The 25666-nt window shown below is 43.3% G+C and carries 20 protein-coding genes and 2 tRNA genes; 10 read left to right on the top strand and 12 right to left on the bottom strand.

The features are described from left to right. Positions 1 to 2: 2 nt before the first annotated feature. Together WC841_04460 and WC841_04455 are read right to left on the bottom strand one after the other, a co-directional pair. A complete protein-coding gene (locus WC841_04460; GenBank protein MFA5828576.1) occupies positions 3 to 398 on the bottom strand; it encodes a hypothetical protein in 396 nt (131 codons plus the stop codon). 289 nt (positions 399 to 687) lie between these two features. Further along, complete coding sequence (locus WC841_04455; protein ID MFA5828575.1) at positions 688 to 1944, bottom strand: hypothetical protein; 1257 nt, start codon at positions 1942 to 1944, stop codon at positions 688 to 690. Positions 1945 to 2258: 314 nt separating this feature from the next. Here WC841_04455 and WC841_04450 point away from each other — a divergent pair, with 314 nt between their 5' ends. Then, positions 2259 to 2666, top strand: coding sequence for a hypothetical protein (locus WC841_04450; protein MFA5828574.1), 408 nt, complete (start codon positions 2259 to 2261; stop codon positions 2664 to 2666). 151 nt (positions 2667 to 2817) lie between these two features. Here WC841_04450 and WC841_04445 read toward each other — a convergent pair whose 3' ends face one another. Then, positions 2818 to 3351, bottom strand: a complete 534-nt coding sequence (locus WC841_04445) for an NUDIX domain-containing protein (protein MFA5828573.1) — start codon at positions 3349 to 3351, stop codon at positions 2818 to 2820. Between the two features lie 123 nt (positions 3352 to 3474). On the opposite strand from WC841_04445, the gene WC841_04440 reads away from it, so the two are divergent. From WC841_04440 to WC841_04430, 3 genes are all read left to right on the top strand, one after another. Further along, positions 3475 to 3957 carry a GNAT family N-acetyltransferase gene (locus WC841_04440; GenBank protein ID MFA5828572.1) on the top strand — a complete coding sequence of 161 codons (483 nt, stop codon included), beginning with the start codon at positions 3475 to 3477 and terminating at the stop codon, positions 3955 to 3957. A gap of 28 nt (positions 3958 to 3985) precedes the next feature. Beyond that, entirely contained in the window at positions 3986 to 4570 is a 585-nt protein-coding gene (locus tag WC841_04435) for an NUDIX hydrolase (GenBank protein ID MFA5828571.1), read from the top strand. Between the two features lie 256 nt (positions 4571 to 4826). Beyond that, positions 4827 to 5600 (top strand): hypothetical protein, encoded by a 774-nt coding sequence (locus WC841_04430; protein ID MFA5828570.1) that lies wholly within the window; start codon positions 4827 to 4829, stop codon positions 5598 to 5600. 189 nt (positions 5601 to 5789) lie between these two features. On the opposite strand, the gene WC841_04425 is transcribed toward WC841_04430, so the two are convergent. Beyond that, positions 5790 to 6422: an HAD family phosphatase gene (locus WC841_04425; protein MFA5828569.1), complete on the bottom strand. Its 633-nt coding sequence runs from the start codon at positions 6420 to 6422 to the stop codon at positions 5790 to 5792. 83 nt (positions 6423 to 6505) lie between these two features. Between WC841_04425 and WC841_04420 the strand changes: the two genes are divergently transcribed. The 6 genes from WC841_04420 to WC841_04395 all read left to right on the top strand — a co-directional run bounded on the left by WC841_04420 (position 6506) and on the right by WC841_04395 (position 9494). Beyond that, positions 6506 to 7114 carry a non-canonical purine NTP pyrophosphatase gene (locus tag WC841_04420; protein MFA5828568.1) on the top strand — a complete coding sequence of 203 codons (609 nt, stop codon included), beginning with the start codon at positions 6506 to 6508 and terminating at the stop codon, positions 7112 to 7114. A 159-nt stretch (positions 7115 to 7273) separates the two neighbouring features. Further along, positions 7274 to 7864 carry a hypothetical protein gene (locus WC841_04415; protein MFA5828567.1) on the top strand — a complete coding sequence of 197 codons (591 nt, stop codon included), beginning with the start codon at positions 7274 to 7276 and terminating at the stop codon, positions 7862 to 7864. A gap of 164 nt (positions 7865 to 8028) precedes the next feature. Then, positions 8029 to 8622: a hypothetical protein gene (locus tag WC841_04410; protein MFA5828566.1), complete on the top strand. Its 594-nt coding sequence runs from the start codon at positions 8029 to 8031 to the stop codon at positions 8620 to 8622. Positions 8623 to 8636: 14 nt separating this feature from the next. Then, positions 8637 to 8771, top strand: a complete 135-nt coding sequence (locus WC841_04405; GenBank protein MFA5828565.1) for a hypothetical protein — start codon at positions 8637 to 8639, stop codon at positions 8769 to 8771. A gap of 340 nt (positions 8772 to 9111) precedes the next feature. Continuing rightward, a tRNA-Pro gene (locus WC841_04400) sits at positions 9112 to 9188 on the top strand. Between the two features lie 234 nt (positions 9189 to 9422). Then, a tRNA-Arg gene (locus WC841_04395) sits at positions 9423 to 9494 on the top strand. Between the two features lie 567 nt (positions 9495 to 10061). Here the strand turns inward: WC841_04395 and WC841_04390 are convergent. The 8 genes from WC841_04390 to WC841_04355 form a co-directional block, all read right to left on the bottom strand. Next, complete coding sequence (locus WC841_04390) at positions 10062 to 11306, bottom strand: pitrilysin family protein (protein MFA5828564.1); 1245 nt, start codon at positions 11304 to 11306, stop codon at positions 10062 to 10064. After that, positions 11299 to 11868 (bottom strand): hypothetical protein, encoded by a 570-nt coding sequence (locus WC841_04385; protein MFA5828563.1) that lies wholly within the window; start codon positions 11866 to 11868, stop codon positions 11299 to 11301. The genes WC841_04390 and WC841_04385 overlap by 8 nt, the downstream gene beginning before the upstream one ends. 3 nt (positions 11869 to 11871) lie before the next feature. Then, positions 11872 to 14574: a leucine--tRNA ligase gene (gene leuS / locus WC841_04380; protein MFA5828562.1), complete on the bottom strand. Its 2703-nt coding sequence runs from the start codon at positions 14572 to 14574 to the stop codon at positions 11872 to 11874. Between the two features lie 22 nt (positions 14575 to 14596). Continuing rightward, positions 14597 to 14869, bottom strand: coding sequence for a hypothetical protein (locus WC841_04375; protein ID MFA5828561.1), 273 nt, complete (start codon positions 14867 to 14869; stop codon positions 14597 to 14599). Between the two features lie 205 nt (positions 14870 to 15074). Beyond that, entirely contained in the window at positions 15075 to 17204 is a 2130-nt protein-coding gene (locus WC841_04370) for an FtsX-like permease family protein (GenBank protein ID MFA5828560.1), read from the bottom strand. Next, positions 17191 to 18012: an ABC transporter ATP-binding protein gene (locus WC841_04365; protein ID MFA5828559.1), complete on the bottom strand. Its 822-nt coding sequence runs from the start codon at positions 18010 to 18012 to the stop codon at positions 17191 to 17193. The genes WC841_04370 and WC841_04365 overlap by 14 nt, the downstream gene beginning before the upstream one ends. A 45-nt stretch (positions 18013 to 18057) precedes the next feature. Continuing rightward, entirely contained in the window at positions 18058 to 25290 is a 7233-nt protein-coding gene (locus WC841_04360; GenBank protein MFA5828558.1) for a fibronectin type III domain-containing protein, read from the bottom strand. Next, a complete protein-coding gene (locus tag WC841_04355; protein ID MFA5828557.1) occupies positions 25287 to 25550 on the bottom strand; it encodes a hypothetical protein in 264 nt (87 codons plus the stop codon). Before WC841_04355 ends, WC841_04360 begins: the two co-directional genes overlap by 4 nt. Positions 25551 to 25666 lie beyond the last annotated feature (116 nt).

Raw genomic sequence — 25666 nt, 5'->3', positions numbered from 1 at the left:
TGTTATTCGCGGCAAAGCTGATCGTTTAGCCACTGTATCTCAGCATATGCCTGCTCAGAATCAGCATACAAACCGGTGGACAAACCTTCATTCACTCTGGCTACCGCCTCACTAACATGCTCTTCTGGCATGCACTCTGCCCCATCTGTTACTCCTGATACTTCTCCGTTGTCCATTTCGTCATACGGCGCTTCCAACTCTCCGGATACATATTCATCTGCGCTAGGAAGTGCCACTTCTGGCTCTTCGAGCATCTGTGCTTCACCCAAAACACTGGCTCCCCCATAGTCCTCAGAAACTTCCTGGCTTATTTCCACAAACCTCAAAGGTATCAGGGCAAAAATGGCTAACGAAAAACATACTATCAGTGTTCTGGTATTTCTTGCTAAATCTGTCATATTACAATCAGTCTAAATACTTCCCCGACAATAGTCAAGACTTTGTACTCCTGATTAGCAGGAAGATTTTAAACCTATCTGCATTGTATTTTTTGAATTCTTCAGAAATATGAGTAGCACAAAAGCCAACCGCCTCCATATGCACCCAGGCAAGAGTTTAGTCGGGTTAACATTGGCTGAAACGCCCGGGGTGCAGCGTGTTGGGATGGTAGTGATTGCGGAAGCGGTGTTGAGGCGGTAATTTCTATTGGTCGTTTCAAAAGCAAAGACCCGTGCGTTGTTCAATAAACTAACTATATTTTCTTAGCATCCCCTTTATTTTATGAGCCCGTTTGGCAACCAATAAATCGGCAGTGTTTTTTTCCCGGCCGTACTCTGAAAACACGAACCCAGAACCCCACGTTATGGGAACATCGTATGTGGCAGTAGCTCTTTTAATAAAAAATGGAGACATGCACATGGATAGGGCGATAATATTCCAGGCATGATAAAATCCACCGGCCCGGTTCGCCGGCATAAAGTCTTTGTATTCTGACATCTTATATGGGTCTCCTACAAAATTTAGCCCACCGTCGTCTCTGCCGACATGATCAACTACCCAATTGGCAGATAGGTGGGGAGAGAATTCATCTTTAAATATCCTGGTAGCCAAGTGGGCCCGATCATAATTCGGGTCACGTTTTAACCCATCCTCGGGGTCGTTTCTGGCGAGTATTTTCAGCCAAACCGAAGTATCCCAGGCACTGGATAAAATGTCTCCCTGATTTTGATGCAGGAAAAAGGCGAATAAAACGCTAGTTGAAATTGGTTCACTGCTTTTGGCTCGGGCATCTTCAACATAGTTCATTGCCCCAAAATACCAATCATGAAATTGATCTGCGATAAACTTATGCTGTTCTTCCGTTAAAGAATTGCTGACACAAGATCTAAAAACATCGAATTCGCTACCAAACTTTTCCGACATTGAATAACGGATGTTTCTGACAACACCCGTACCGGGGTCTGTACTTATCAATTCCTGGAGACTAGTGATATTTGCCCCGGATCCACCGATGAATCTGGCATAAGGCTTGTCAAATTTTTCGACGCCACAATCTATAAGCAAGTTTCTAAAAAAATCTGGGTTACCGGGTTCTCCCCGGGCATGTGGTATTTGCTTCTTGAGATTCACTGCTACTGATGGCACATCTAAATAGTTTTCCGGTTTCTGATAGTGAGGGGAGGGTAAATCGGGGTTACCTTTCCGCCAATGTTGGTAGATAGCAATCCCGCTGGATAAGACCTTGTCAGCGTTTTTTAACCATTCATTTTCTGGGGGGATATCCTCTTTCCGTATATGCTTGGGAGTTTCGCTGGTAATTGACCCAGTATTGGTCTCGCCGGTTACATAACCTTGATTTATCTCAAAAAGGGTCCGGCTGGCTTCTATCGGCTTGTGGGCTACGGCCGCAACGGCGGCTAAGCCAGTTGTAACAAGAAATTTTCGTCTGGATAATTTTATGCCACTTTTAACCCCGGCACTGCCGCCTTCTGATGCTTCGCCCATATCAACATTATCACCAAAAATTTATTTTTTACAACTTGTTTATTTTTTACCTTTCAAATACCACCACCCACGAACTGTCGTAGTAGCAAATAAAATACCTAGAGACAATAAAGCTAATTAAAATTGAAATTAAAAAAAGCACTTGCAAAAAACAATTCTCTTATTTATTGATGAGCGAGGCTAAACTTCGAGTGGCTAAACAATAAAGTATGGTATCCTTGAAACAAGGTTTGAAATAGCCAACTAGTATTTGCTTTTAAAACCACCTTGCTAGCCATCCCGGTTAGACGGATATATTTATTAATAAAAAAAATATGTCAGAACAAAATAAAACTGTGGAATCTGTTAAAAAAATCCAGGATTTTAGTGACGGTCTTATTATAGAACAAACTCCCAATTACACCCTTGTTTATGGGTATAAACCAGGAATGGAAGGACAAGAAGAAGGGGAAAGGACATTTCTGGTCCCAAAAAACAGACCGGCAGAAAAAGAACTGCTCCGCTTTGCTATTCAAAACGAAAACGCTTTAACCGAAATACCGTTCGGCAAAGAAGGAGAAGAAGAAATAAAAGCCATACGTTTTAATGGTGATATCCGTGAATTACTCGATAGTCTCCATAGTGATGAGGGACTACCAGAAGGCCCGTTTGGTGGTGGTATACCATCTCTTAGCCAATTGGAGGCCAAACTAAGAGTAGCGGATCTACCACCGCAACCTTAACATCCGGTGAGAAAATAGGAGTTTTTGAAAAATAGTATAAAGACAATACTTTTTTGGGAGAGCGATCGCCTATCACCAGTTCCACTAACATCACGAGGTTCCTTTTTTATCAGACTTTCTAGCAGGTAAATTGCTCACGAGATATTGATATTTAACTTCTTGATTCCTTCTCGACGTTTCTCTTTTCCAATAAGTTGAGAATGTCGATAACATAATCGGGTTGTTCCCACTCAATAAAATCAACCCCTGAATTCATTTCGACCGCATCAATTATCCGAGACAGTGGCACATTATCCCGAACCAAACCCTGTTTTTCCAAATCGATTATTTCTTTTCTGGAAAACCATTTCGTTGCTTTAATTTCATGTTCCCATCTCAAACCAATCTCTTCAAAACCTTCTCCATAAAAAACAAAACCTATAAAATAAACGGTATTTTTTATTAAACCATGGGCAATCGCCCCCAATCGAACGAAATTAGATCTACCTCCGGTTTCTTCAACAAGTTTTCTTTCCGCTGCCTCCCGAATGGTCTCGCCTTTATCCACCTCGCCGTGCGGAAAGGTCCATTTTCCCTTTGAGTGGGTATTTATATTACCCCAAACCTTGTCAGTCGCCTCCTGGACCAGTAAATATTTGCCGTCTTTTTTTACAAGGTAGTTAGCTAAAATTATTGGTCTTATCACAGCTTGATTTTATCAAAGAACCAAAAAGATTTCGTTATCTATCGGGATACCCGTCCGCAATTCCGTCACACACGGTTATTGGGGGGGGAATAATTTTAAAATCTATTAATCTATAATATTGTTATGATCCGGTTCTTACCCATATCTTCGGTAGTCAAAGGCGATTTGGGAAAAATAATATTTTTAAGTTACCAGTCATTGGTAGAAAGTAACCCGCAAAAATGGAGTGGTGAAAAAGTCAAATGGGATAAATTCGACCAAGAAGCTTTTACCAATCCAAATACTATTGGTATATGTGTTTTGATCACTTGGGTTGACGATAAAGTAATTGGGTTTGCATCGTATGAACCAAATATTGGTGAAATCGGCCATAATTGTATATTACCTGAATTCCGGGGCCGGGGTTATGGCAAAAAACAATTGGCAAAAGTACTAAAAATTCTAAAAAATAGAGGGTTAAAAAAGGTCATTGTTACTACCAGCTGTCACCCCTTCTTTAACCCAGCAAGAAAGAATTATGAATCACTAGGTTTTAAAGAAATTAAAAGAAGAAAAGGTGGGCCTGATCCTGAGTATGACTTAATTGATTACGAGAAAGAGGTTTAGTATCTATATGAATGTTTTATAATATGGAGTGCCAAAAAAGATATCAAGTAAAAATGTTGCTTACGAGGGACAGATTATCAGAGTAGAGGCAACCAACACGGCAGACGGAAGGATTTTTGAAAAAGCCAGTAGATCACCCGGAACAAGAATAATAATATACGATGAAATTAATGATCAGATACTGTTAAGCCAGGAGTACCGGCCTGAGTTAGGTGAAACTGACTATAGATTACCCGGAGGAAAAGTTAGAGACAAAATTAGGGATTGGGATGAAATTAAAGACAGACCGGACGTGCTTAGTTTAATTGGTCAAGCCTGTATGAAAGAGGCAAGAGAGGAAGTAGGAATGGAAGTGGAAAACATTGAATTGTTTACAAATTTTGGGAGTGGAGGACCGACTATCGGCTGGGATTTATATTATTTTGTAGCCACCAAATTTAAAGCCCTCGGTAAACAGCAACTAGAAACCGAAGAAGATATAAAAGCCATGTGGGTAAGTAGTGCCCAGGCGGCGGTCATATGCTTGTCCGGACAAATGAGAGAAGGTAGAAGTGTAGCCGCTTTATCACAATTCTTGTATCAAAAAGGGAAAATCCAAATTAGAAAAAGCTAGTTGACATGTTACCACCAGATTTATTGGATTGACCGCCACCGAATTAAATCACGCCTATCTGTTTTTCTATAAGCCTTCCTATAGAATCACTTTTTTCCCGAAAACTTCAGCTCATACCTTATATTTCGATACACCCAGGTAACAATTACATGAACTTATGGTGTATAAATAGGCATGATCTGTGACAGTAAAAATAGAATATGGTGATAGCTTACGATATCTTGTATATTATAAAAGAATAGTTATAATACGGGGTATGAAAAGAAAAATAATGATCATTTCCCTTATCGCTCTTGTTAGTTCCGCCGCACTTCTTTTGATACCTTTGATCCGGCCCACCATGGCCGATACATTTACCTTTTCCTGTGAAGAGTATAACCAGATGTACATCGAGTTCTGTCTGGGCAGAGGATCCCGCCTGGTTGATCATCCAAATGAAACTTCAAACTGTAGCCGTTTATCAACACTTCGGCAAACGTATTGCCCAAATTTGAATATAAAAAACAACTGGTGCATGGTTGATAATGGAGGCGATTATGCCAGAAATATCTCCCATAAAGTAACTTCATACGGTCCAGATGCTTCTAATGCCAGGCTATGGATTACCACAACAAAAGATGACTACCAAAACCAAACTGATTATTTCCAAAAAATTTTATGGCATGGAGCCAAGCCTTCATTTATAAAAGAAGTTACCCAAGTTCTTCCAAATGGCCGGACCAAATATTACTACCAGGTGCTACCTACCGGCAGCCAATGCACCGGCAATGGTAATAGCCTGGCTTGTACTTTTACTTATCCTAATATCACCAATATGGTTAGCAATTATGATTCGACTACCCGACGCTTTAAGTATATGTATGCAAGCAATTGTGATTTAACCACCGGCACCGATAAATGCACCGGATCACCAGAGTGCCGTTTTAATGCCTGGGCGATTTCAGGGAAAACTGTTGGCGGTTCCGAATGTTCGGGGCTTCGCTCCTGTGCTCTTGTCAATGATGTTATCAGCTGGGGCGGCGGTTATTAATAAAACCGTTTTTTGCCTACAGTTCCCATTGAGGAGCGAATATCACTCGTCTATAAACTTGTAAGGATGGTTTAGTCGTTAAAGGAAAGGTTTTACCTGGTACGTTCGCGCAATGCCTTTTTAGGACCTTATTTGAAATAAGCCATTGGAGGCCTCTTGTGCGTAAAAGTCGAACCCCGAAGGGTGGCTCTACAAAATTAACCGGAGATCCGTTAATTGCCCGATTGTCTTCCAGGCATACGGCTCTATCTTTGATCCTTCAAAAGTTATTCCGTGCCCCGATAGTTTAAAAATTTCGAAGTCATTATCTCCATCCCCCACACATACTACTTGGGTAATATCAATTTTTAATTCCTCACAGAGTTGCCGCAGTTGTAAACCTTTTACCTCTACATCACCACCCAGACATTTAATTTCTTTTAAATAGTTATTTTTGTCATAAACAAATGTGTTGTTGGCCAAATAGTGCGAAATTCCACACTCCCTCGCAACTCTCTCAACCAAAACATCAATTGACCCACTAATAAGAGCAAGAGTATAGCCTTTTGATTTTAGGTACTCTATTACCTCCTTTGCCCCAACACGATAGGTGTAGTTATAAATAACCTTCGATATATTCTCCCGTGTAGCTTTGCCATTTTTTATATAAATTCTTTCCAGTTCTTTTTGCCAATCAACGTATGTCAATTCCCCTTTTTGATAAAGAGCGAACAGGGCCTGATCTTCTTCAGCAGTCATCCCCATGGCCAGATTTAGTTCATACCAGGTGTTTTCAGAAATTAGAGTTTTATTTAGATCAAAGCAAACTAGTTGAAACTTCATTTAGATACACCGATTATACAAGGAATATTATCTTGTCCACATAGTGCCTGCCTCTCCCCTTGCTACCTTGCTATACTCAAAAAATGAAAGCAATACTCTTTGGCACTACTAATAACGCAAAAATTAAACAAATCGAAGGTGCCCTTGCTCCGGCTCACATTATAGTAAAAGGAATCACCGACAAAGGATTACTCCCGACTGTCGATGAAAACGGGAAAACAGCTGCTGAAAATGCCCACAAAAAGGCCATCGCCTACGCCAAGACGCTTGGAGAACCTGTTTTTTCTATGGATAACGCTTTATACATTAATGGCCTGCCACCAGAAAACCAGCCGGGATTAAATGTCCGGAGAATTAACGGTTACCCAAATATATCTTCCGACGAACAAATGCTTAAATACTACTCCGATCTAATACTTGGGTTGGGAGGAGAAGTTGGCGGATATTGGGAATTTGGCCTATGTATCGCCACCCCCGAAGGTAAAACTTGGGAAACAACAATAAAATCTCCCAGAACCTTTACCGCTCAACCCAGCCCACAAATAGTTGAAGGCTATCCCCTCGATTCAATTCAGATAGACCCCGAATCCGGCAAATATCTCTCTGAAATGACACAGCCGGAACGGGATTTATTCTGGCAAAAAACCATTGGGCAACCACTATTGAAGTTTTTCCGGTCTGTTGACATATAACCATCCCGAAACTACTAAATCCACTATTGTTTGATCTTTCTTTTTAATTAATCAAAAATTTACCCTACAACCCCAAAGCCCGTTTTATAATAATCAAGGTTGAATAATTTACCTGTAAATTATTGCTAATAGACACGTGTACATGTTAGAATTTCGTATATGAAAAGAGAAATCGAGGGCGCCCCATCTCTACTGGAGCTAACTCGTTCTTATCCTGACATATCCGTCGTAAGGGATAGGATTGGAGATATAAGAGTATATCAAGCTTTGCCCGAAGGCGGTGCAAGACTAGTCAGTGTCGGTCTACAAAGAGATGATCTTCACCATGAACGCCCCCCCTATGTTTATATATCTTCCAGAATTATACCCCAACCCGAAGGCGAAGATGGCCAAAATGACCAAATATCTTTTTCGGTAATACCATGGGAAGAAGGGTCTGTCCTTATAGGCTCGCCTATGGAAGGAGAATCTAAAGCAGGTTTACTTGAATTAGTTGACATTGCCAAAAAAGGCTTCAAAATGCTTGATGCCTTTTTGTCCACCCCAGTTGATAATCGGGATCCCGATAACCTCAAGTTCAGTGATGCATTACAATCAACACATGAGGATGATAAAAGACATGCAAGCGCGGCAGAGGAATCAAGAAGGGAAAATCCGACAGTTAGTACTATAGGTCCAGAACCTCATGAAAAGTTTGAGATTATGAAAAGCATCCTTAGTAGACCAAGCCTAGAAACCCCAAAAGGGTAGTTGAAAACCAGGGCAAACAAACACCGCCAGATATACCCACGGGGTGCCTACCCGCAGCTGCTAAAACATCAGTTTCCGTCGGCGAAAACATTATAGAACTATTGGTATAGATAAAAGGTGCTTTGGCTTAACATCAGGTCGTTGAATTGTGTTTATAATTGTATATGGGTAAGAACGATGAAACTCCTATCAAAATTACAGAAAGAGATATTCAGGTAGAGACTTTGGTTTGTGTGGATTTAGAAAGAAACATATGGATTAGGCGAGGTTTTCCCATGAATAGAGAGACGAGGTCGGTTGACAGAGAAGTAATGAGAAATTTATCGGGTCCACCTTATGTTTTTAAAGCGGATGTAATGAGTTTATACGACGAAAAACACCCAGAAGGGGTGATTTTAGAAAACGTCCAGGTAATTTTTATGCACGGAGGAAGAGAGGAGGGTGGAAAGTGGCAGTTTAGTTCCATAGAAGACGGATATCCCGTGGTTGAAACCGTAAGAGCAGTAAATAAATACCTGGAAGACAAGGGAGAACCTCCCGTCCAAGTGGTTATGGCGTGCAACAGGTCATCTTCGCCGGAAGGGATTAAGATAGGCGATTTTCGTCCGGATGAAAAAATAATATATGCCGTGGGGGAAACCGTCGGCCTAAGAACTGCCGGAATGTCAGAAGACGGAAAGATACATTTTAGCGCGAAAGCCAGTGATTTCTGGGGACTTGACCAATTAGCTCTTTCTCAAGAGATTGATATTTTATAGATATCTTTACGTTAATGCTCGATTCAATTCAGATAGACGCTGAGACCGGCAAACATCTCTCCGAAATGACACAGCCGGAACGGGATTTATTCTGGCAAAAAACCATTGGGCAACCATTATTGGAGTTTTTCCGGTCTGTTGACATATAAATTATCAAAAAACCCCTTTCTACTATCATATCCAATTCATTCTTTTTCCACCAAAACCCATATTGCCTCAAACTCATGTTTTCCCCTCACTTTTCATCAATATAAAACAATAAATCTTTTAGCACCGCCCCACTCCTTTTGCCAATTTTATAACCTCGTCATTTTCGCCTAACACATCAATATATTCCTATCCTATTCCTTCTATATAAATACATACCATCGGAAAAAACACCTCAAATAGGATATAATAGTCCTTGCAAAAAGGCTCTGGGAATTTCTGACAGAACCTTAACTTTCCATCCCTTTTTGCCTGTACATTAAGATATAAGAGAATCCTTATCGGGGTTTGGCGCAATTGGCTAGCGCGCAGCGTTCGGGACGCTGAGGCTGCTGGTTCGAATCCAGTAACCCCGACCAAGTTACTGGATGAGAAGTTTATCCCCCGAATGGGGGAAATCCAGTAACCCCGACCAAGTTACTGGATGAGAAGTTTATCCCCCGAATGGGGGAAATCCAGTAACCCCGACATCGGTCACCGTAGCAAATTTATCAAAGCGATGGCGACCACCCACTGCAGAACTTTAATAAATAACAAATCTAGTCGATACCAATTCGTAATTCGTAATTCGTAATTTATAATTATTTTACTCCGTCCCTATAGTTCAATGGATAGAATAGCCGCCTCCTAAGCAGCAGATCCGAGTTCGATTCTCGGTGGGGACACAACGTACAGTTCCTTTCAGGAACTTACGTTGTTGAAACGTTTATCAGCTTAAACTGATATTACGTTTCACAATTTTACCGCATCTTTTATACCTACTATACCCCTATCTCCGCACCTTACCGCTTATTCCCCGCACTTTCTCTTCTACTTTTTCTCTCAAAAATATATTTTCGGTAAAATTTCATATCCGCAAATAGGAGTGTCTGGTAACCTTACCTTTATATATCATATAAACCCTAACTACATCCTAATAACCGCACCCTAGTTATATTTCTGAAAAAAGGGCTCCCTCTACCTTCAAAACCACTTATTTCACCGCTTTGATTTTCACAAAACATTATTCTCTAAGCCTAAAATATCGATGTTCTTAAGTGATATACATTGTTCACAAAGCAATATTAGTCCTAGACTAACAATAATTATCCGAAAATATTCACAAACTATCAACCACTTCATATCAACTAGATCCGAAACATTAGGCACTATTTACTCATATATTTAGTCTGGCAGTCAAAAACCTTTTTGCTAAAAATACTCCAAATACTTACAATACTCTGTTAGTATTCTTATACTCTACTTTTATTCCCCGATACAGTTATCAATCTTACCTGATCTTTTGTCAGGTACTGGTCGGCAAGCTTGTAGACATCCTCTATTTTCACAGATCTGTACTTGGCAAGCTCCTCTTCGGGACTCATGATTTTCCCCTCCAAGAGCATCTTCTGGCCAAGGTAGCCAGACCAGAAATCACTTTGATCCATCAGTAACCTTATCCTCCCGGTCAAGTAATCCTTTGCCCTTACCAAGTCACTTTCATCAACCCTGTCCCCAACCGCCGTCATCTCCTCAATTGTCAACGCAATCGCCCTATCAAGCACCTCCGGCCTCACTCCCGCCTGAAAAGCCAAGTATCCTGCTTCCTCAAAACTATCACTTATCGAATGAATATAATATGCCATTCCCTCATCCTCCCTAATCCTCTGCTGCAGCTTTGAAGAGCTGTATCCACCAAGAATAATCTCTAATAGTTTCATCGCGTATCTTCTGTCATCTCTCCATGAAATAGTCGGCACCCCCACACAAAAATGACCCTGATTTGTCTCTTGTGTCTTTCTGATACTCATATTATCATTCAACACTATTTGAATGCTTGGTAGACCAACGCCTGATGCACTTGTAAAAGAAGAAAAATATTTTGTAGTTTCCTTAAAGTCCGTGTCTACATCCCCCGCAATCACAACCAATATATCATCTGGCATCATGTATCTTTCCCGGTAATCAATCAAAGTACCTCTATTAATAACAGATATATCCTTTTCCTCTCCCGATATGTTCCAACAACCAATTTTTGACTTTCCGTAAAGAAATTTTACAAATTCCGAAGATAATCCCATTACCGGATTATCTTTGTACATTCTTATCTCTTCAACAATCACCCCCTTCTCCTTTTTTATCTCTTCACCATCAAATTTTGAATTAAACAAAATATCCGCCAACAGCTCCAACGCCCATGGTACATTTTCTTGTACCGTCTTTATGTAGTAAGACGTATATTCATGACCCGTCCCGGCATTGTGTGCCGCCCCCCGACTGTCAATTTCATTAACTATAGATCTGGCACTAGGCCTCTTCATAGTTCCCTTAAAAGCCATGTGTTCCAAAAAATGGCTCATCCCATGTTCACCCGGGCCTTCATATTTCGACCCGATCTTTACAAACACCTCCACCGTCACCGACTTCAACCCCCGAAGTGGCACTACCAACGCCCTTATTCCATTATCTAGGTTAATAATTTCGTACTTTTTATTCATTAAGATGTTCTATACCCATAAAATCACAATACGGATTTTTTATATCCTCCGGAACCTCATAACCAGCCTCTCTAACTATTTCCTCCCCCCAACCAACCCTCCTTCGTAATTCTTCTACAATTTCGCCTTCGGCAATCCCTCTAAAAAAGAGCTGTTCTAGCTGAACTCTATACGCTGATATTTCAGCGAGTACTTCTGCAATACCAGAATCATCTCCATCGAGCCATTGCATAAATTGTTCGGGAGTAATACCTTCCCTAAAAACCCCGAGCCACTGTTCAGCATGGACTAACTCATGTATCACACCAACTTCCGTTTCCGGTTCCTTCGGCAAACCAAATTCCAATTTACCACTATCATACATAGCAAATCGAGGGAAGGCGGATTCCACCATCACTACTCCACCTTTACCTAATACCTCCAACATCTCTGATACTCTCTGGTTACTAATCAGACCTTTCCTGCTTTCCTCCACTACATTTATCATCGGCCCCTTATAAACGTCCTTTATATCTATCTCTTCTGCAGGAGTAGTCATCTCAGCAACATCATCTTCGCCCATAGACTACTCTACTACAAAATTAACCATCTTCCCCGGCACATATATTTCTCTGATAATCTTCTTTCCTTCCAGCCACTTTTGAATCTTTTCCAATTTCTTTGCCTCCGCAATAATTTCTTCTTTACTTTCAGACTTTAAGACTTTTAGACTTTCGACTTCTATCTGATCCCTCACTTTTCCATTAATCGCCACCGCTATTGTAATTGTCTTCTCAACCAAATACTTATCCTCTGCCACCGGCCAGGCAGAAACATGTACCGACCCCTTTTCTCCACACATGCTCCAAAGCTCCTCCCCCAAATACGGCGCAAACGGCGCAATTAATTTAATTAACGTTTTTATTTCCTCAATTCGTAATTCGTAATTATTAATTCGTAATTGATTTATTCCTTCCATCATCTTCGCTATCGCCGTGTTATAGCCAAATTCTTCTAAGTCCTTTGTCACCCCGGCCACCATCTTATTGATAAACACTTTATCCTCGGCTTTGCTAGCAGACACTATGTCTAATTCGTAATTCGCCTGCCCGCCGAGGTGGGTAATTCGTAATTGATCATTAATATATTTACTAAACCTATCCAAAAACCTCTTCACCCCCATTAAAGTTTTTTCATTCCATGCCATTACTGCATCAAACGGTCCCATAAACATTAGATAGCACCTAATCACATCCACTCCATATACCTCAGACACCTTTTCCGGCACTATTATATTTCCCTTCGACTTACTCATCCTCTGATTATCCGGCCCCAAAATCACCCCATGCGATACCCGCTTTATATACGGCTCCGGATACTCTTTGGGGACCACTCCCAAATCCCATAAAAACTGGTAAATAAACCGGGAATACAGCAAATGCAAAGTATTGTGTTCATCCCCGCCAATATATATATCAACCGGCATCCATTCTCTTAGTTTCTCTTGATTTTCAATAAAAATATTTCCCTTATTACTTTCGACTTTTGACTTTTGACTTTCAGACTCTCGCATATTAGGTAATAAATATGCGAGATAATACCAGTCAGATCCCGCCCAGTTTGGCATTGTATCCGTTTCCCTCTTTGCCTCGCCCCCGCATACCGGGCATTTGCACTTCACAAAGCTTTCAATTTTTGACAACGGGCTCTTCCCGTCCTCAGTCGGCTCATACGCCTCAACCTCCGGCAACTTAATTGGCAGTTGATCCTCCGGCACCGGAACCCAACCGCAATTCAAACCCCTCTGGCCTTCGGCCATCTCCCCTTGACAAGGGAGAATTTCTTTTTCCCCTGCCCTGTCAAGGGAAGGGGCCGGGGGTAGGGTTTGATTTTCTGCGCATTTTTCGCAAAAAATCATCGGTATTGGCTCTCCCCAATAATGCTGCCTGGAAAATATCCAGTCTCTTAAGTGATATCTGATCGATCTTTTCCCCCACCCCTTCTCTTCCAAATAATCCATAACCTTTTTTGTTGCCTCATGGATACCGAGTCCGTCAAGAAAACCGGAATTGACCATCTCCCCCTCCTCTTCCTGAACCTGTTCCTTTTTGATTATTTCCGATTTATCACCATCTTTACCTACTACTACTCTTTTCACCTCCAGACCAAATTGCTTGGCAAATTCAAAATCACGAATATCGTGTCCCGGCACTCCAACCACCGCCCCCGTTCCCACTGTTGCCAATACAAAATCCGTTATCCAAATCGGCATTTTTTTATTTGTTAAGTGGTTAATTGCATACAATCCGGTAAACACCCCCGTTTTATCCCTACCGGTTACTTCCCGCTGCCTTTCTAATTCCGATTTCCTCTTAGCTTTAACCACATAGTTCTTTATCTCTTTTAAGTCCTGATCCGTTTTTAGCATTCCGGTTGTCAACTTACTTACCAAATCATGTTCCGGCGCCAACACAATAAAAGTCGCTCCAAAATTTGTATCCGGCCTGGTCGTTGCCACTGTCACTGTTTCTTTCGTTCCTTCAATCGGATAAGTAATATCGATCCATTCTTTACGATCAATCCAGTTTATCTGCGCCTGTTTTACTTTATCGATAAAATCGGTATTTTTTAACCCTTCTAGCAGTCGGTCTGCATAATTAGTAATTTTTACCACCCATTGGGAAATATTTCTTCTTGAAACTTCTGCCCCACACCGTTCACACTTCCCATCCACTACTTCTTCATTTGCCAAACCGATTTTACATGAAGGACACCAATTAATCGGCATCTCTTTCTTGTATGCCAATCCCTTCTTAAATAATTGTATAAAAATCCATTGAGTCCATTTATAATAATTTGGATCAATCGTGCTTACTTCTCTCTCCCAATCAAAAGAAAGCGCCAACCTCTTCGCCTGCTCCCTAAACATATCAATATTCTCCCGGGCAATCTCTTGTGGTTTCCGCTTCATCTTTATTGCATAATTCTCAGTCGGCAGTCCAAACGCATCCCACCCCATAGGAAACATCACATTATACCCCTGCATTCTCTTAAACCTGGCATATATGTCTGCTGCCGTAAAACTAAAAGCATGACCAACATGCAATCCGCTTCCACTCGGATACGGAAACTCCACCAAAATGTATTTTTTATCTTTTTTACTTTCAGACTTTAAGACCTGCCTGCCGGCAGGCATGGCTTTCAGACTTTCAGACTCAGTGGCTCTATAAAGCTCCGGATGCTCATTCCAAAACTTTAACCATTTTGGCTCGATTTCAGCAAAATTCATGGCTTATTCTAGCACAATCAGGCTATTCCTCGGGTGCGGCTCTTTTCCTTCTAGACCGACTTGTTTTCCTTCTAATCGGTAATTCTACTGCCACCACCTGCGTATCGGTTGTACCCTCCGCTATCTCGTTAAATTCCTCCCTTCTGCATCCTGCTTCTCTCAACTCGTCCGATTGTGGTGCCACTAGAATTTTTCGTTTTGGTTTAGGCACTTTCCTGGGAGAAACCGGCAGTTCAATTTTTTCACCATTCTCCCCAATCAGCTCCCCGTGTTCTACTCCCCTGATTATTGGCATACCTAATTATATCTTCTGTTTATTGCAGATTACAAATTACCAATTACTGATTACAAACCCGCCTGCCGGTTTACCCACCATTGCGCTTGTCCGCCTCTGCCGGAAGAAGTGTGGCAATGACGTTATTTTTTCCCCCTCTTTATAAACTTTATGAACTTTATAACTTTCGACTTTAAGACTTTCAGACTTTTAGACTTTCTTTTTCTTATTCATACCTCAACGCATTCAAAGCCGAAATCATTCTCGCCCGTTTACTGGGATACCACCCGGTCACCATCCCCACCATAAAAGAAATAAACATAATAAAAGCTACAAAAAACCATGGCACATACGAAATATTTATCACCCCCTGCCCCTTTAGCACCGATACCGCCGACAATGTTATCGATAAAGTCCAACCCATCATAAATCCAAACAGCACCCCCAATGTCCCTCCTCCCATTCCCATAATCATCGATTCGGCCAAAAATAATTCTCTCACTTCTTTCGACAACATTCCCATTGACTTCATTACCCCCACCTCCCTGGTCCGCTCCAAAAGCGACACCGTCATAGTATTGAACATCCCCAACGAGGCCACCGCCAAAGCAATTGTTCCCAACAGCCCCAAAATCAATCTCAAAGTTCCAAAAATCCGCTCAATCCCCGCCACCGTATCTACCGTGCTAGTTGTTTTAAAACCAATCGTCTCAATCGCTTTTCTGACTTCAGCCAACTTAGCTTTATCAACCACCGTCACTTTGAGCTGTGAATAACTTTTAGCCCCTAAACTTTTTGTATCTGTCAAATGAAAATAATAAAAGTTATTGCCATCATCCTCCACCACTCCCATAATCTTGTACTCCCTCTCGACCGATTGCATCCTGCCACTTTTCCCCTCTACTAGTCCGTCGGGGATAATATATGAAACCATAAACTTTTTCCCCGCCGCTTCACTGGAGGCCAAACCCAACATCTTTAGCAAACCGGTGGTCACATAAGCCTCTGCCACCGGTTCCGTCGTGTACTCAATTTCCATCAGCTTATTTTTGTCCTCTCCAATCTTTCTTAATTCCACCCATTCTACCCCGGCCGAATCTGTGGCCACTATCGTCTCAAATAGGACCGCACTCGAACTGGCCTCTACCGCTACCAACTCCGCCGAGGTCGAAGCCGTCCGGCTAGCCGAGGCAGAAGAAATTGTCTCTCCCAAAATCTTGTTTTCCAACCCAAAGATATACTCGTCCAGATTATCCGCATTAAACTCTTCCATGCTCTGCGCCTCAATGATTAGATCCTCTGATTTAATACAGCCGATTGTCCATTTTTGCTTCCCCACTCCATCCAGATACGGAATCGCCACTCCCTTATCATCCACCTTCCAGAGAGGCGCCTTTGTCCTGACCCACTTAGAATAAGTTACTTCCTGATAGACATCTTTGCCCACCACGGCTGAATCGGCCTCACCATAGACCTCGCCCCACACTTCTTCCCCGATATACCCACCCTCACTTCTAATTACCTCACCGGCAGCCGTCGAATCCGTGTCACAATCTTCATACACCAAAACTTTCTTCCCCTCTGCCACATTAAATCTGATTACCCCGTCTTCCACCTTTTCCCCTTTTTGCACCCAAACCACTTCCTGTTCTATCCCCGCCACCTCCCCCTCACCCGAATATTCAATTGGGACCATCGACATTATGTCTCCATTTTTATTCTTAAACGGCTCCCCGTTTAAAAATTTGGCATTGACTGCTTTTAGATATCTTTCGTCAACCCCATACGTCATTACATCCAAAACAGAATTGTTGTATCTCACCTTCGACACCATCGACACCATCGGAATAACTTCCGCCACTCCGTCGAGACCCTTTATTCTTTTAATTATTTCATCATTCATCGTCAGCGATGCCGCCTTTCCCGACGATACGTCTGCCATTTTTAGTTCATCCAACCTGGCCACCTTGGAAATCACCATCCGCTCCAGCCCATACCCCATCGACACCAAAAACACGATTGCTCCCACCCCCAGGGCCACTCCTCCGATTGTCACCACCGTCCGATTCTTTTTCGATTTCATGTTCCTAAAAGCCAGTTCTACCAAATAGCCCCGGGAAACTTGGTTTTTTACGTCAAAATCAATCGACTTGGTTACCTTATCAAGTATTTTTACCAATATCTCTAAGTGTATCAATCTGGGCACAAAACCTAATACCCTTAGCCTTAACAAGCGGATAATTAGCGCCCTGGTTACATAGACATAAAGTATGGCAATAAACACCACATTGGACCACAAAAACACCCCTGTTGTTAAAAATTTTTCCTTAATTTTTATCAATCTATTTTGCCACATATTTTTCTTTATTACTGACTAAAAAATTCTTATCGCGAACCGTCGTTCTCGTTCGCAGACCTTTTTTACTTTTCAACTTTTGTGCCAATTCCATCGCCCCCTTCCCGTCCACTTCTTCTACTAGTTCCCCATCAATTATATGAAACAGCTTATTTGCGTATCTCAAATATTCCAAGTCGTGAGTCACCATTAGCACCGTTTTCCCTCTTTTTGTATTTAGCTCCGATACCAATTCCATTAACTCATCTCCCGAAACCGTATCCAAATTCCCCGTCGGTTCATCCGCCACAATCACCAAAGGATCAATCGTCAACGCCCTGGCCAAACTCACCCTTTGCTGCTGCCCCGAAGACAGTTCCGAAGGGTGGTGATGAGCCCAATTATCCAGTGTCACTGACTTTAGAGTCTCCAAGGCCAACGATTCCGCCTCCTCCTTGCTCATCCCTTTAAGCCTGTTTGGGAAACTTACATTTTCCAACACGGTTAGTGACTTTATCCAAATCGATTGCTGAAAAACAATCCCGATTCTCTCTTTTCTATGTCGGACAATCTCGTCTTCGTCCATATTGTACAAATTCACTCCGTCAATCCATACTTTGCCCGAGGTTGGCGGTTCCATCCCCAAAATAGCGTGTAACAAGGTTGATTTCCCACACCCTGACGGCCCGAAAATTATTGCAAAATCCCCCCGGTTAACCTGTAAGGTTATCCCCTTTAGCACCGGCAAATCCTGTCCCCCGATGTAGAAATTCTTTTTCACCTCTTCTACCTTCAGTATTGCCTCTCCTTGTCCTGTTCGCTGATACATTTTTAGTTTTTAATTCGTAATTCGTAATTCATAATTCGTAATTAATTATTTAGCTACTTGCGACAAATTATTAAAGAATCCAAAACTCTTTGACAAATTTTCTACCACCAAATCCAGGGCTGATCTGGTCGCCTTTGGTGTAATCACCACGTTATCATAGGACATTGTCAAATTTTGCACCCTATCCTCTGCCAAAACCCGCAAGTGGTATACCTGCCCCGGCGCCAAATCCGTCACTGTTACTGTGTGGTTCATTACCATAATCACATCTTTCTGAGTTTTACTCGGATAATCAGATCCGGTCCCGGCTCCGTACTCCACCTGAGCCGTCGACGGCTCATCGGTATCCCAGTATAAAGTAATTTGCGCTTTCGCCTCTTCGCCTACCCCGGCCACCGAAGCCTCTAGTCTTAAGTTAGAAATAGATGGCGGCCTCAAATCAGTCGATGTTGTAAATTTCTGAGGACTGGGCTCAGCGCTGTTTCCTATCACATCTTTCCCCTTTATTACAAACACATATGGCGTATCATCCAACAAATCTTTTATCATCATTTCATGATTTAACGTCAAAGGCAACGATATTTGATCCCGGGCCATTTCCGCCCTTCCTTCAGGATAATAGGTAATAATTGAACTGACTCCGGTATTCGTCTTCCATAAAAACCGCACCGTCGCCGTCGGCATACCCTTGACCTGCTGAATTTTTACCCCGCTAATCTTTGGTACCGGCAATGTTTCAAAGGTATAGTCATCGCTAGCAAAAGTATTACCCTCCTCGTCATTGGCGGCAATCCGCAAATGATATTCCGTTCCCTCGTCTAATCCCTCTATTTTTACCGTATAACTACTCGCCTCCCGGGATGTTGTTACCGTTTGCACCCCTCCGTAACTTATTGTTTTCCCGTACTGCACCGTCGCCGTTGTTGCATTGCTTAAATTAAACTCCACATAGACCGAGTACAATCCGGTATCTACCACTTTTACTGCCGACACAAATGGTGCCGCATTAGTCGTCAGGTTCAGCTCGGCCGAAGATCCGGTATTCCCATCCTCGTCAGTCCATTGAGTAATATAATAATACGTCGTTCCCGGGTCCAATCCGGTTAAAGTAATTTCGTGCAACGATACCTGGTCAGACGATCCCACTTCTTCCCCGTAAGTCCCCGATGTCTTTCCGTATTTTACAAACGAATTACTGGTTCTGTTTGTCGACCAACTTATTGTTGCCGACTTTGTTTTAATCGTCGCCGACGGGCTAGCCGTCATTGTCGGGGCTACCTTCCACTTTCCGTCCGGCTTATAGCTCACTGTCCCGGACGGGGCACTACATTCATTGGTCGAATCACAGGCTTTCACACAATAATAATATTTCACCTGAGTTAGGCCGATATCCACATAAGATACCCCTGTTGTTGACGACGCATATTCAAAGTCTGAAAAATCACTGGTACAAACTGCTCCTGTCGTTGTCGATCTATAAACCTTATACATTGATACCCCCGACCCGGTTGCCACCGGCGTATCCCAAGTCAGCGCCAATCTCCAGGCACTGCTTTCTTTTATTGACACATCAGAAATATCAATATCTCCCGGTGTCCCCGGTGCTGAAGTTGATGCCTCAAAATCTATTGAGGCACGATTTCTATAGTCAATATTTCCTGCTTCATCCATCGCCACCACGTATAAAGTGTTTGTATCTCTACGCGTTGCATATGCCCCTTTCGACAGATAAGTCACCGCTAATCCAACCTCATTAACATTGCTTACCGATGGCGTTTCATTAAACGAATAATAATACCGCAGCCCGCTTAATTGCCCAAAATACGTTTCCGGATCCGGGCTCGACCAGGCAAATGCAAACTCATTAACCGTATTACTTGTCCCCACATCAGGATAAGTCAGTCTTAAATCCCTCGGCGCTCCCGGCGCCGTCGAGCTCCAATAATATGACGAAGTGGTATATTCCGACACATTTCCTGCCAAGTCCTTTGTCCTCACATAAAAAGTATTTGTCCCTGTTTGGTAAGCTGCTATCCCCGCCACATTTGAGTCAGTGGTAAAGACTTCTGTCGCCCCTACCGAACCGGTTTTATAATAATATCCTTCTACCCCCGCCCCGGTATCACCGGCCCCACTCCAAGAAAAAGCAAAACTATTTGTTGCCGTGTATCCCGGTGGATCGGCTGTAATCGTTGTCGGATTAGTTGGTGGTGACCCATCATAACCAAACACAAATGTCGTCCCCACCTCACTGGCCACATTCCCCGCCTCATCTTTTGCTTTAAGTCTTAAATAATACAGGTTGCCCGTTGTCATTCCTGTTCCGGTATGCGCTGTTGCTATTGTATAAGTTGTTCCGGCTCCGGATACCGGATTAGCCGTCTCTCCCAAGCCAAAATAAACATAGTACCCATTTACTCCAGACCCACCGTTACCATCACCCGCCGCTCCGGTTTCTCCCACCCCCGGCCAATCAAAATAAGGGGCGGTTGTAGCATAAAAAGTCCCCGACACCAAAGTTGACCCCATTCCGCCGTTATCAAAAGCCGATATTATTGTCGGATTGGTTGGCGGGGCCGAATCCTGATAATAATTAATTTTATAGTCATATATTGTTCCCGAATACATCTTGTCTCCCGAGGCCAAATCAAACCGAACCTGAATATACCGCTTCGCCGTCGATCCAATTCGATAATAAAAATCACTCCCAATCTGTTTTTCCGATGATGCCTGCACCCAACTGCCCCACCCTACTCCATCGTCAGAAGTCCTCGTCCATACCATAAGTGTTGTATTTGGCGCCGCACTATAACCCACCTCTAAATTGGCATACCTAAACACTTCTCCCAAATCATGAGCCCCCGATATAAAAGTTCCGCTTTCACCCACCGATGAATTATCGGTCGAAATCACATAGGAATAGAGTCCATTGCTATAGGTATTCGTTCCCGCCCCGGCAATTACATACATTTTATCCCCGGTTTGGTTTATCGCCCCCGCTCCTCCGTAGGTTAAATTTGCCGGCATACTTGTCCCGATATATGTCCAGGTATTACTTATTACCGAATACACAAAACAATCAGCCGTATTTCCTCCCCGACAGCCATACATTTTATCACTCGCTCCTTTCACCAAAAACCCATCATAATTAAAGGTCATCCCCGTCGGCAATCTGGCAATCGCCGGCGACGAAGACCACACCCCCAAAGTTGGATTAAACATAAAAAATTCAGTCGTTCCGGCTCCTCGGGTAGCATAATAATTACTGTTGTATATCTCCAAATCCGACCCATACTGCATCGCCCTCGGCGTATTAGGCAGTGTCGACCACAAGCCGGTATTCACGCTAAATTTGTGAAATGTCTGCGTATTGCCACCCCTCAACCGATAAATATATTCACTCCCGTCAAACACCAGAGATGATCCCTCCCCGGCATCGGTGGGCATTGTTCCCCCGCTTCCCACCACCTGAGACCACTCATCAGTCGCTATGTCATAAACCATAAACTTTTTATCATAGATACTGGTTGAGGCATAAATTTTATTATTTACGCTATCATACACCAATTCTGACCCCCTAAATATCCCGGCTGGAACATCCGTCAATTTTGTCACCTCACCCGTGGTCGCATTATATTTTACAAACAAATTGTCATAATTTCCCCTGAAAATATACATATTGTTTCCATCCCCCCGAATTATGTCAGCCCCATCAGCAAAAGTCCGGCTATCCGACCCCCTCCACCAACCCCCAAATAGATTCCAACTCGGCACTACCCAGGAATTTTTGGCAATATTATACTTGTATATCGTCGTTGTCGATGCCCCTCGGGTCACATAAAGATACCCTCCTACCTTTCTCAAATTAGCCCCATATCCCAACCCCGCCGGCGCGTCTGATATCTTTGTCCAAACCTGTTCCCCCACATCATACTTATACAAAAATGGTTTATCCCATCCGGGGATATAAAACACTGCCCCGGTCCCCGAGTCATACTCGATCCTCGCCCCATAATAAGATAATGCCGGCAAATTTGGTAGCTGAGACCACGAATCCGCATTGACATCATAAACAGCAAACCCCGTTCTTAAATTTCCCTGAATCGCATAAACCCTGCTAGTCCCCACGTCATAAGCCAAGTCCCCTCCTAAGTTCACTAAATTATCGGCCTGATTTTCTGGTGCTCCAAAAACAACGTTGTTTGCCATCACTTCCCAGTTATCAATTGAAGCATCATATCTCATAAAAGTATCGTCTCCGTTCCCCTTCAGTGCATAAATATAATTTCCCTCGTCATACACCATTGCCGCTCCCGAATTCGTCTGTTGCAGTGTATCCATCGCCAAAGCATCAGACCACAGACTAGCCCCAATGTCATACCTCCAAAAAGTCGATGTCCCTCCTCCTCTCATAGCATACAAATACCCAGGCGGTCCTTCTACCAAAGCTCCTCCGGCCGCCACCGTTGCCGGCATTGTCGGTCCCACCGATACTACATCGGTAGACAAATCATAAATAGAAAATTCCTTTCCTCCGTTACCTCTCATAATATAAAGCTTGTTACCCATTACCGCCACATCGCCCCCGTTACCAACCGTAACATTAGCCTGTAACAAGCTCAACCTCTCCTGTTCCCAAAACCCACTTGTCCCCATCAGTCTGATTCTATTATTGCTAATATCCACCCCCGCCGTTGTCCCTATCGAAAATTCAGGCGTCGACGCTTGAGCAAAACTTATAAAAGGAGATACTCCGTTATAAACATACACAAATGCCTGCCAAGTATTGCTTACATTCCCGCCCAGATCTTTTGTTTTAATCAACAAACTATAAGTCCCGGTTTGCATCGGCATTGTTACCAAATAGCTAGAGTCCGTCTGATAGCTGCCGCTGATCGCCGGGTCGACCGTCGCCGTTGTTCCGGTCCCAAAATACACATAATACCCTGCCACCGATGTTTCTGTGTCTCCCCCCCCACTCCAATCAAAATACGGTTGGTTATAAGAATAGCTCTGCCCGGAAGTTAATCCTACTCCGGCGACCTGCTGTGACAAACCGCTAATCGACGTCGGATTAGTCGGCACTCCGGTATCCCCAATATAACTCACCGTAATATCATTAATTATTGGTGTCTCACTCCCCCCGCTTGAAGAATGCATCGAAACTCCTATTTGTAGGTATCTATTTATGGGGCTGGAGATCCCCATCCCCACCGCCTCCTGCCATGGCGACCAACTAGTCTGGTTACTACTACTTCTGGTATACACCGACACCGACGAATCACCGGGGGTTGTCTTTCCCACATTTATTCCCGACCAACCCGCCGCATATTCCAAATCAATTGTCCCGGAATTCCAACTCCCCCCACCCGGATACCTACTGCTCCCTATCGAGTAACTTCTGATCCACAAAACATTCGCCCCATTAATCGAATACAAATTCCCTGCCCCGTCCGACTCCAACGATCCTCCGTTATAAGGCCCGCTATCAGACGCATTGTATCCGGAAATATCCGCCAGACGTCTCCACTCACCTGTTGCCAACGTATATTCCCAAATATCCCTCTTGTAGTATCCCGCCTGGAAATACATCTTTCCACCATAATATGTCATATCTGTCCCATAATACGGAGAGAATGGCAAATTTCCCAACACCGTCCAGGCATCACTGGTAATATTGTATTTTAAAAATTTTGCAACCCCGTTTCCGGCAATATAAAACAATTCCGTCGTTCCCACTCCAATAATCCGCGACCCATATCCCGCCTCTGCATCATCCGGTAAATCCGTCACTCCAACATCACTCCAAACATTGCCGGGCATATCATATCTCATAAACGTTCTGGTTCCGACTCCCCGGGTAGCATAAATATAATCACCGCTCCCTGGGTATGCCAATCCCGCCCCATAATTTGGTGCTATCGCCGCCGGTATTGTCGCCAAAGTCCCCCAGCTTCCTCCCACCCCCACCGATGGACTAAAGCTGAAAAAGTTTCTTGCCCCACCTCCCTGAAGATAATATAATAGTCCATTTACCGCTACCCCTTTTGTATCCGACGAAAATACCGATGAGCCCACCGCCATTGTCTGCCAAGTCGCTCCCACTGCCCCATTATACCTATACATTGCCGTCGTCCCTCCGCGATTGTAATACCAATATCCATCGGAATATATCAAATCCGACCCCGTCCCCGGTGCCGCCGGCAAATCTGTTGGTCCCGGAAAGCTATTGGCCCCCGGGTCATATTTCCAAAAGTCGGGGGTTCCGTTGCCCCTAAATACATAAACCTTGTCTTCCGCCGCATTATAAACCGCTCCCACATATCTGGTTATCTGGGGAGTTCCCGTTAAAATACTCCACTGCGTAGTTCCCACGTTAAATGCCCAAAAAGTACTTGTCCCGATTCCTCTGGGCACATAAATCACGGTTCCGCCAATATCGCTGTTGCTATCCTCGGTCATCGTCTCCGGCAATGTTGGTCCTATCGACCAGATACTTGTTCCCAAATCATATATATAAAAAACGTTTGAACTATTACCCCTCGGGGTATACATTTTATTGGTTTCACTGCTATATGACAAATCAGCTCCATACCTGATCGTCAAAGGAGTACTACCAATCGGAGTCCACCTGTCCGCTTGCACATCATATTTCCAAAAATCATTCGTATTATGTCCCCGCAGACAATAAATCTCATTCCCATCAGTTGACAGCGATGTCCCTCCATATGTTATATCCAGTAGCATTGCCATCTCCTCCCAGGTGTCATTGACAATCGAATATCGGCTAAACTCCCGCTGGTATCCCCCAAAGACCGCATATACATAATCACCCAAAACCACCATATCCGAACCGGGATATGCATAGTGAGGTGCCGATGCCAAAGTTTCCCATTTATCCTCCGCCGGTATATACCTGGCAAAATAATTATCCGCACTAGCTATCACATATATATAATTTCCATCCGAAGCTATCGGCGACTCATTTCCCAAATTAACGTTGGGCACCGTAAAAACTCTCGGCCCCCAGGAGCCGTCAGCCTTTAACTTAAGCTGCCCCTGTTTTGAATCCGCCTCCATGTTCATATATCTTCCCCCGTCAAAATCTGCCGTTGTCGTCAACACCCTGTCTGCCGCCGACACCTCATTTCGATTATTCCACCAATAATTCCCACCAATTAACCCCACCCCCAATCCCACCGCCCACAAAACCAGAACAATTACTATTTTTTTAAATTCGTAATTAGTAATTCGTAATTCGTAATTGATAAATTTCACCCCAGTACCTCCTCTACCGCTTTTTTCAATTCCCGCTGACTAATTGCTTCCAAGTTCAGCTTCCACCTCAACCCCCTACCGCGTTCGACACGACCCCAGGCCTCGATCAAATGCTGACCGTTCAAAACTTGTCGCGACAGCGACGAAAATACTCCTCCCAACGCTTTTCCGTATAAACGCAAATTACCCGATGATTCCAATGCTTCCACAATCCCGTTTTTACTCGCCGCCAACACCCCCAACGCTTTTAGTTGGTTCATACTTAATCTATGAATTCTCTGTCTCCACTTGTCCACTAATTCAGTCTATACATCCACTTTATCCATTGCAAGCGCTAGATACTACTGCATCTTTATTTACCATTTATTCTACATTA

It is taken from the genome of Candidatus Shapirobacteria bacterium (genome assembly GCA_041659325.1).
Taxonomy (GTDB): domain Bacteria; phylum Patescibacteriota; class Microgenomatia; order UBA12405; family UBA12405; genus JBAZYN01.
Note: the sequence above shows the minus strand (reverse complement) of the source record. Positions and strands in the feature narration are given on the sequence as shown.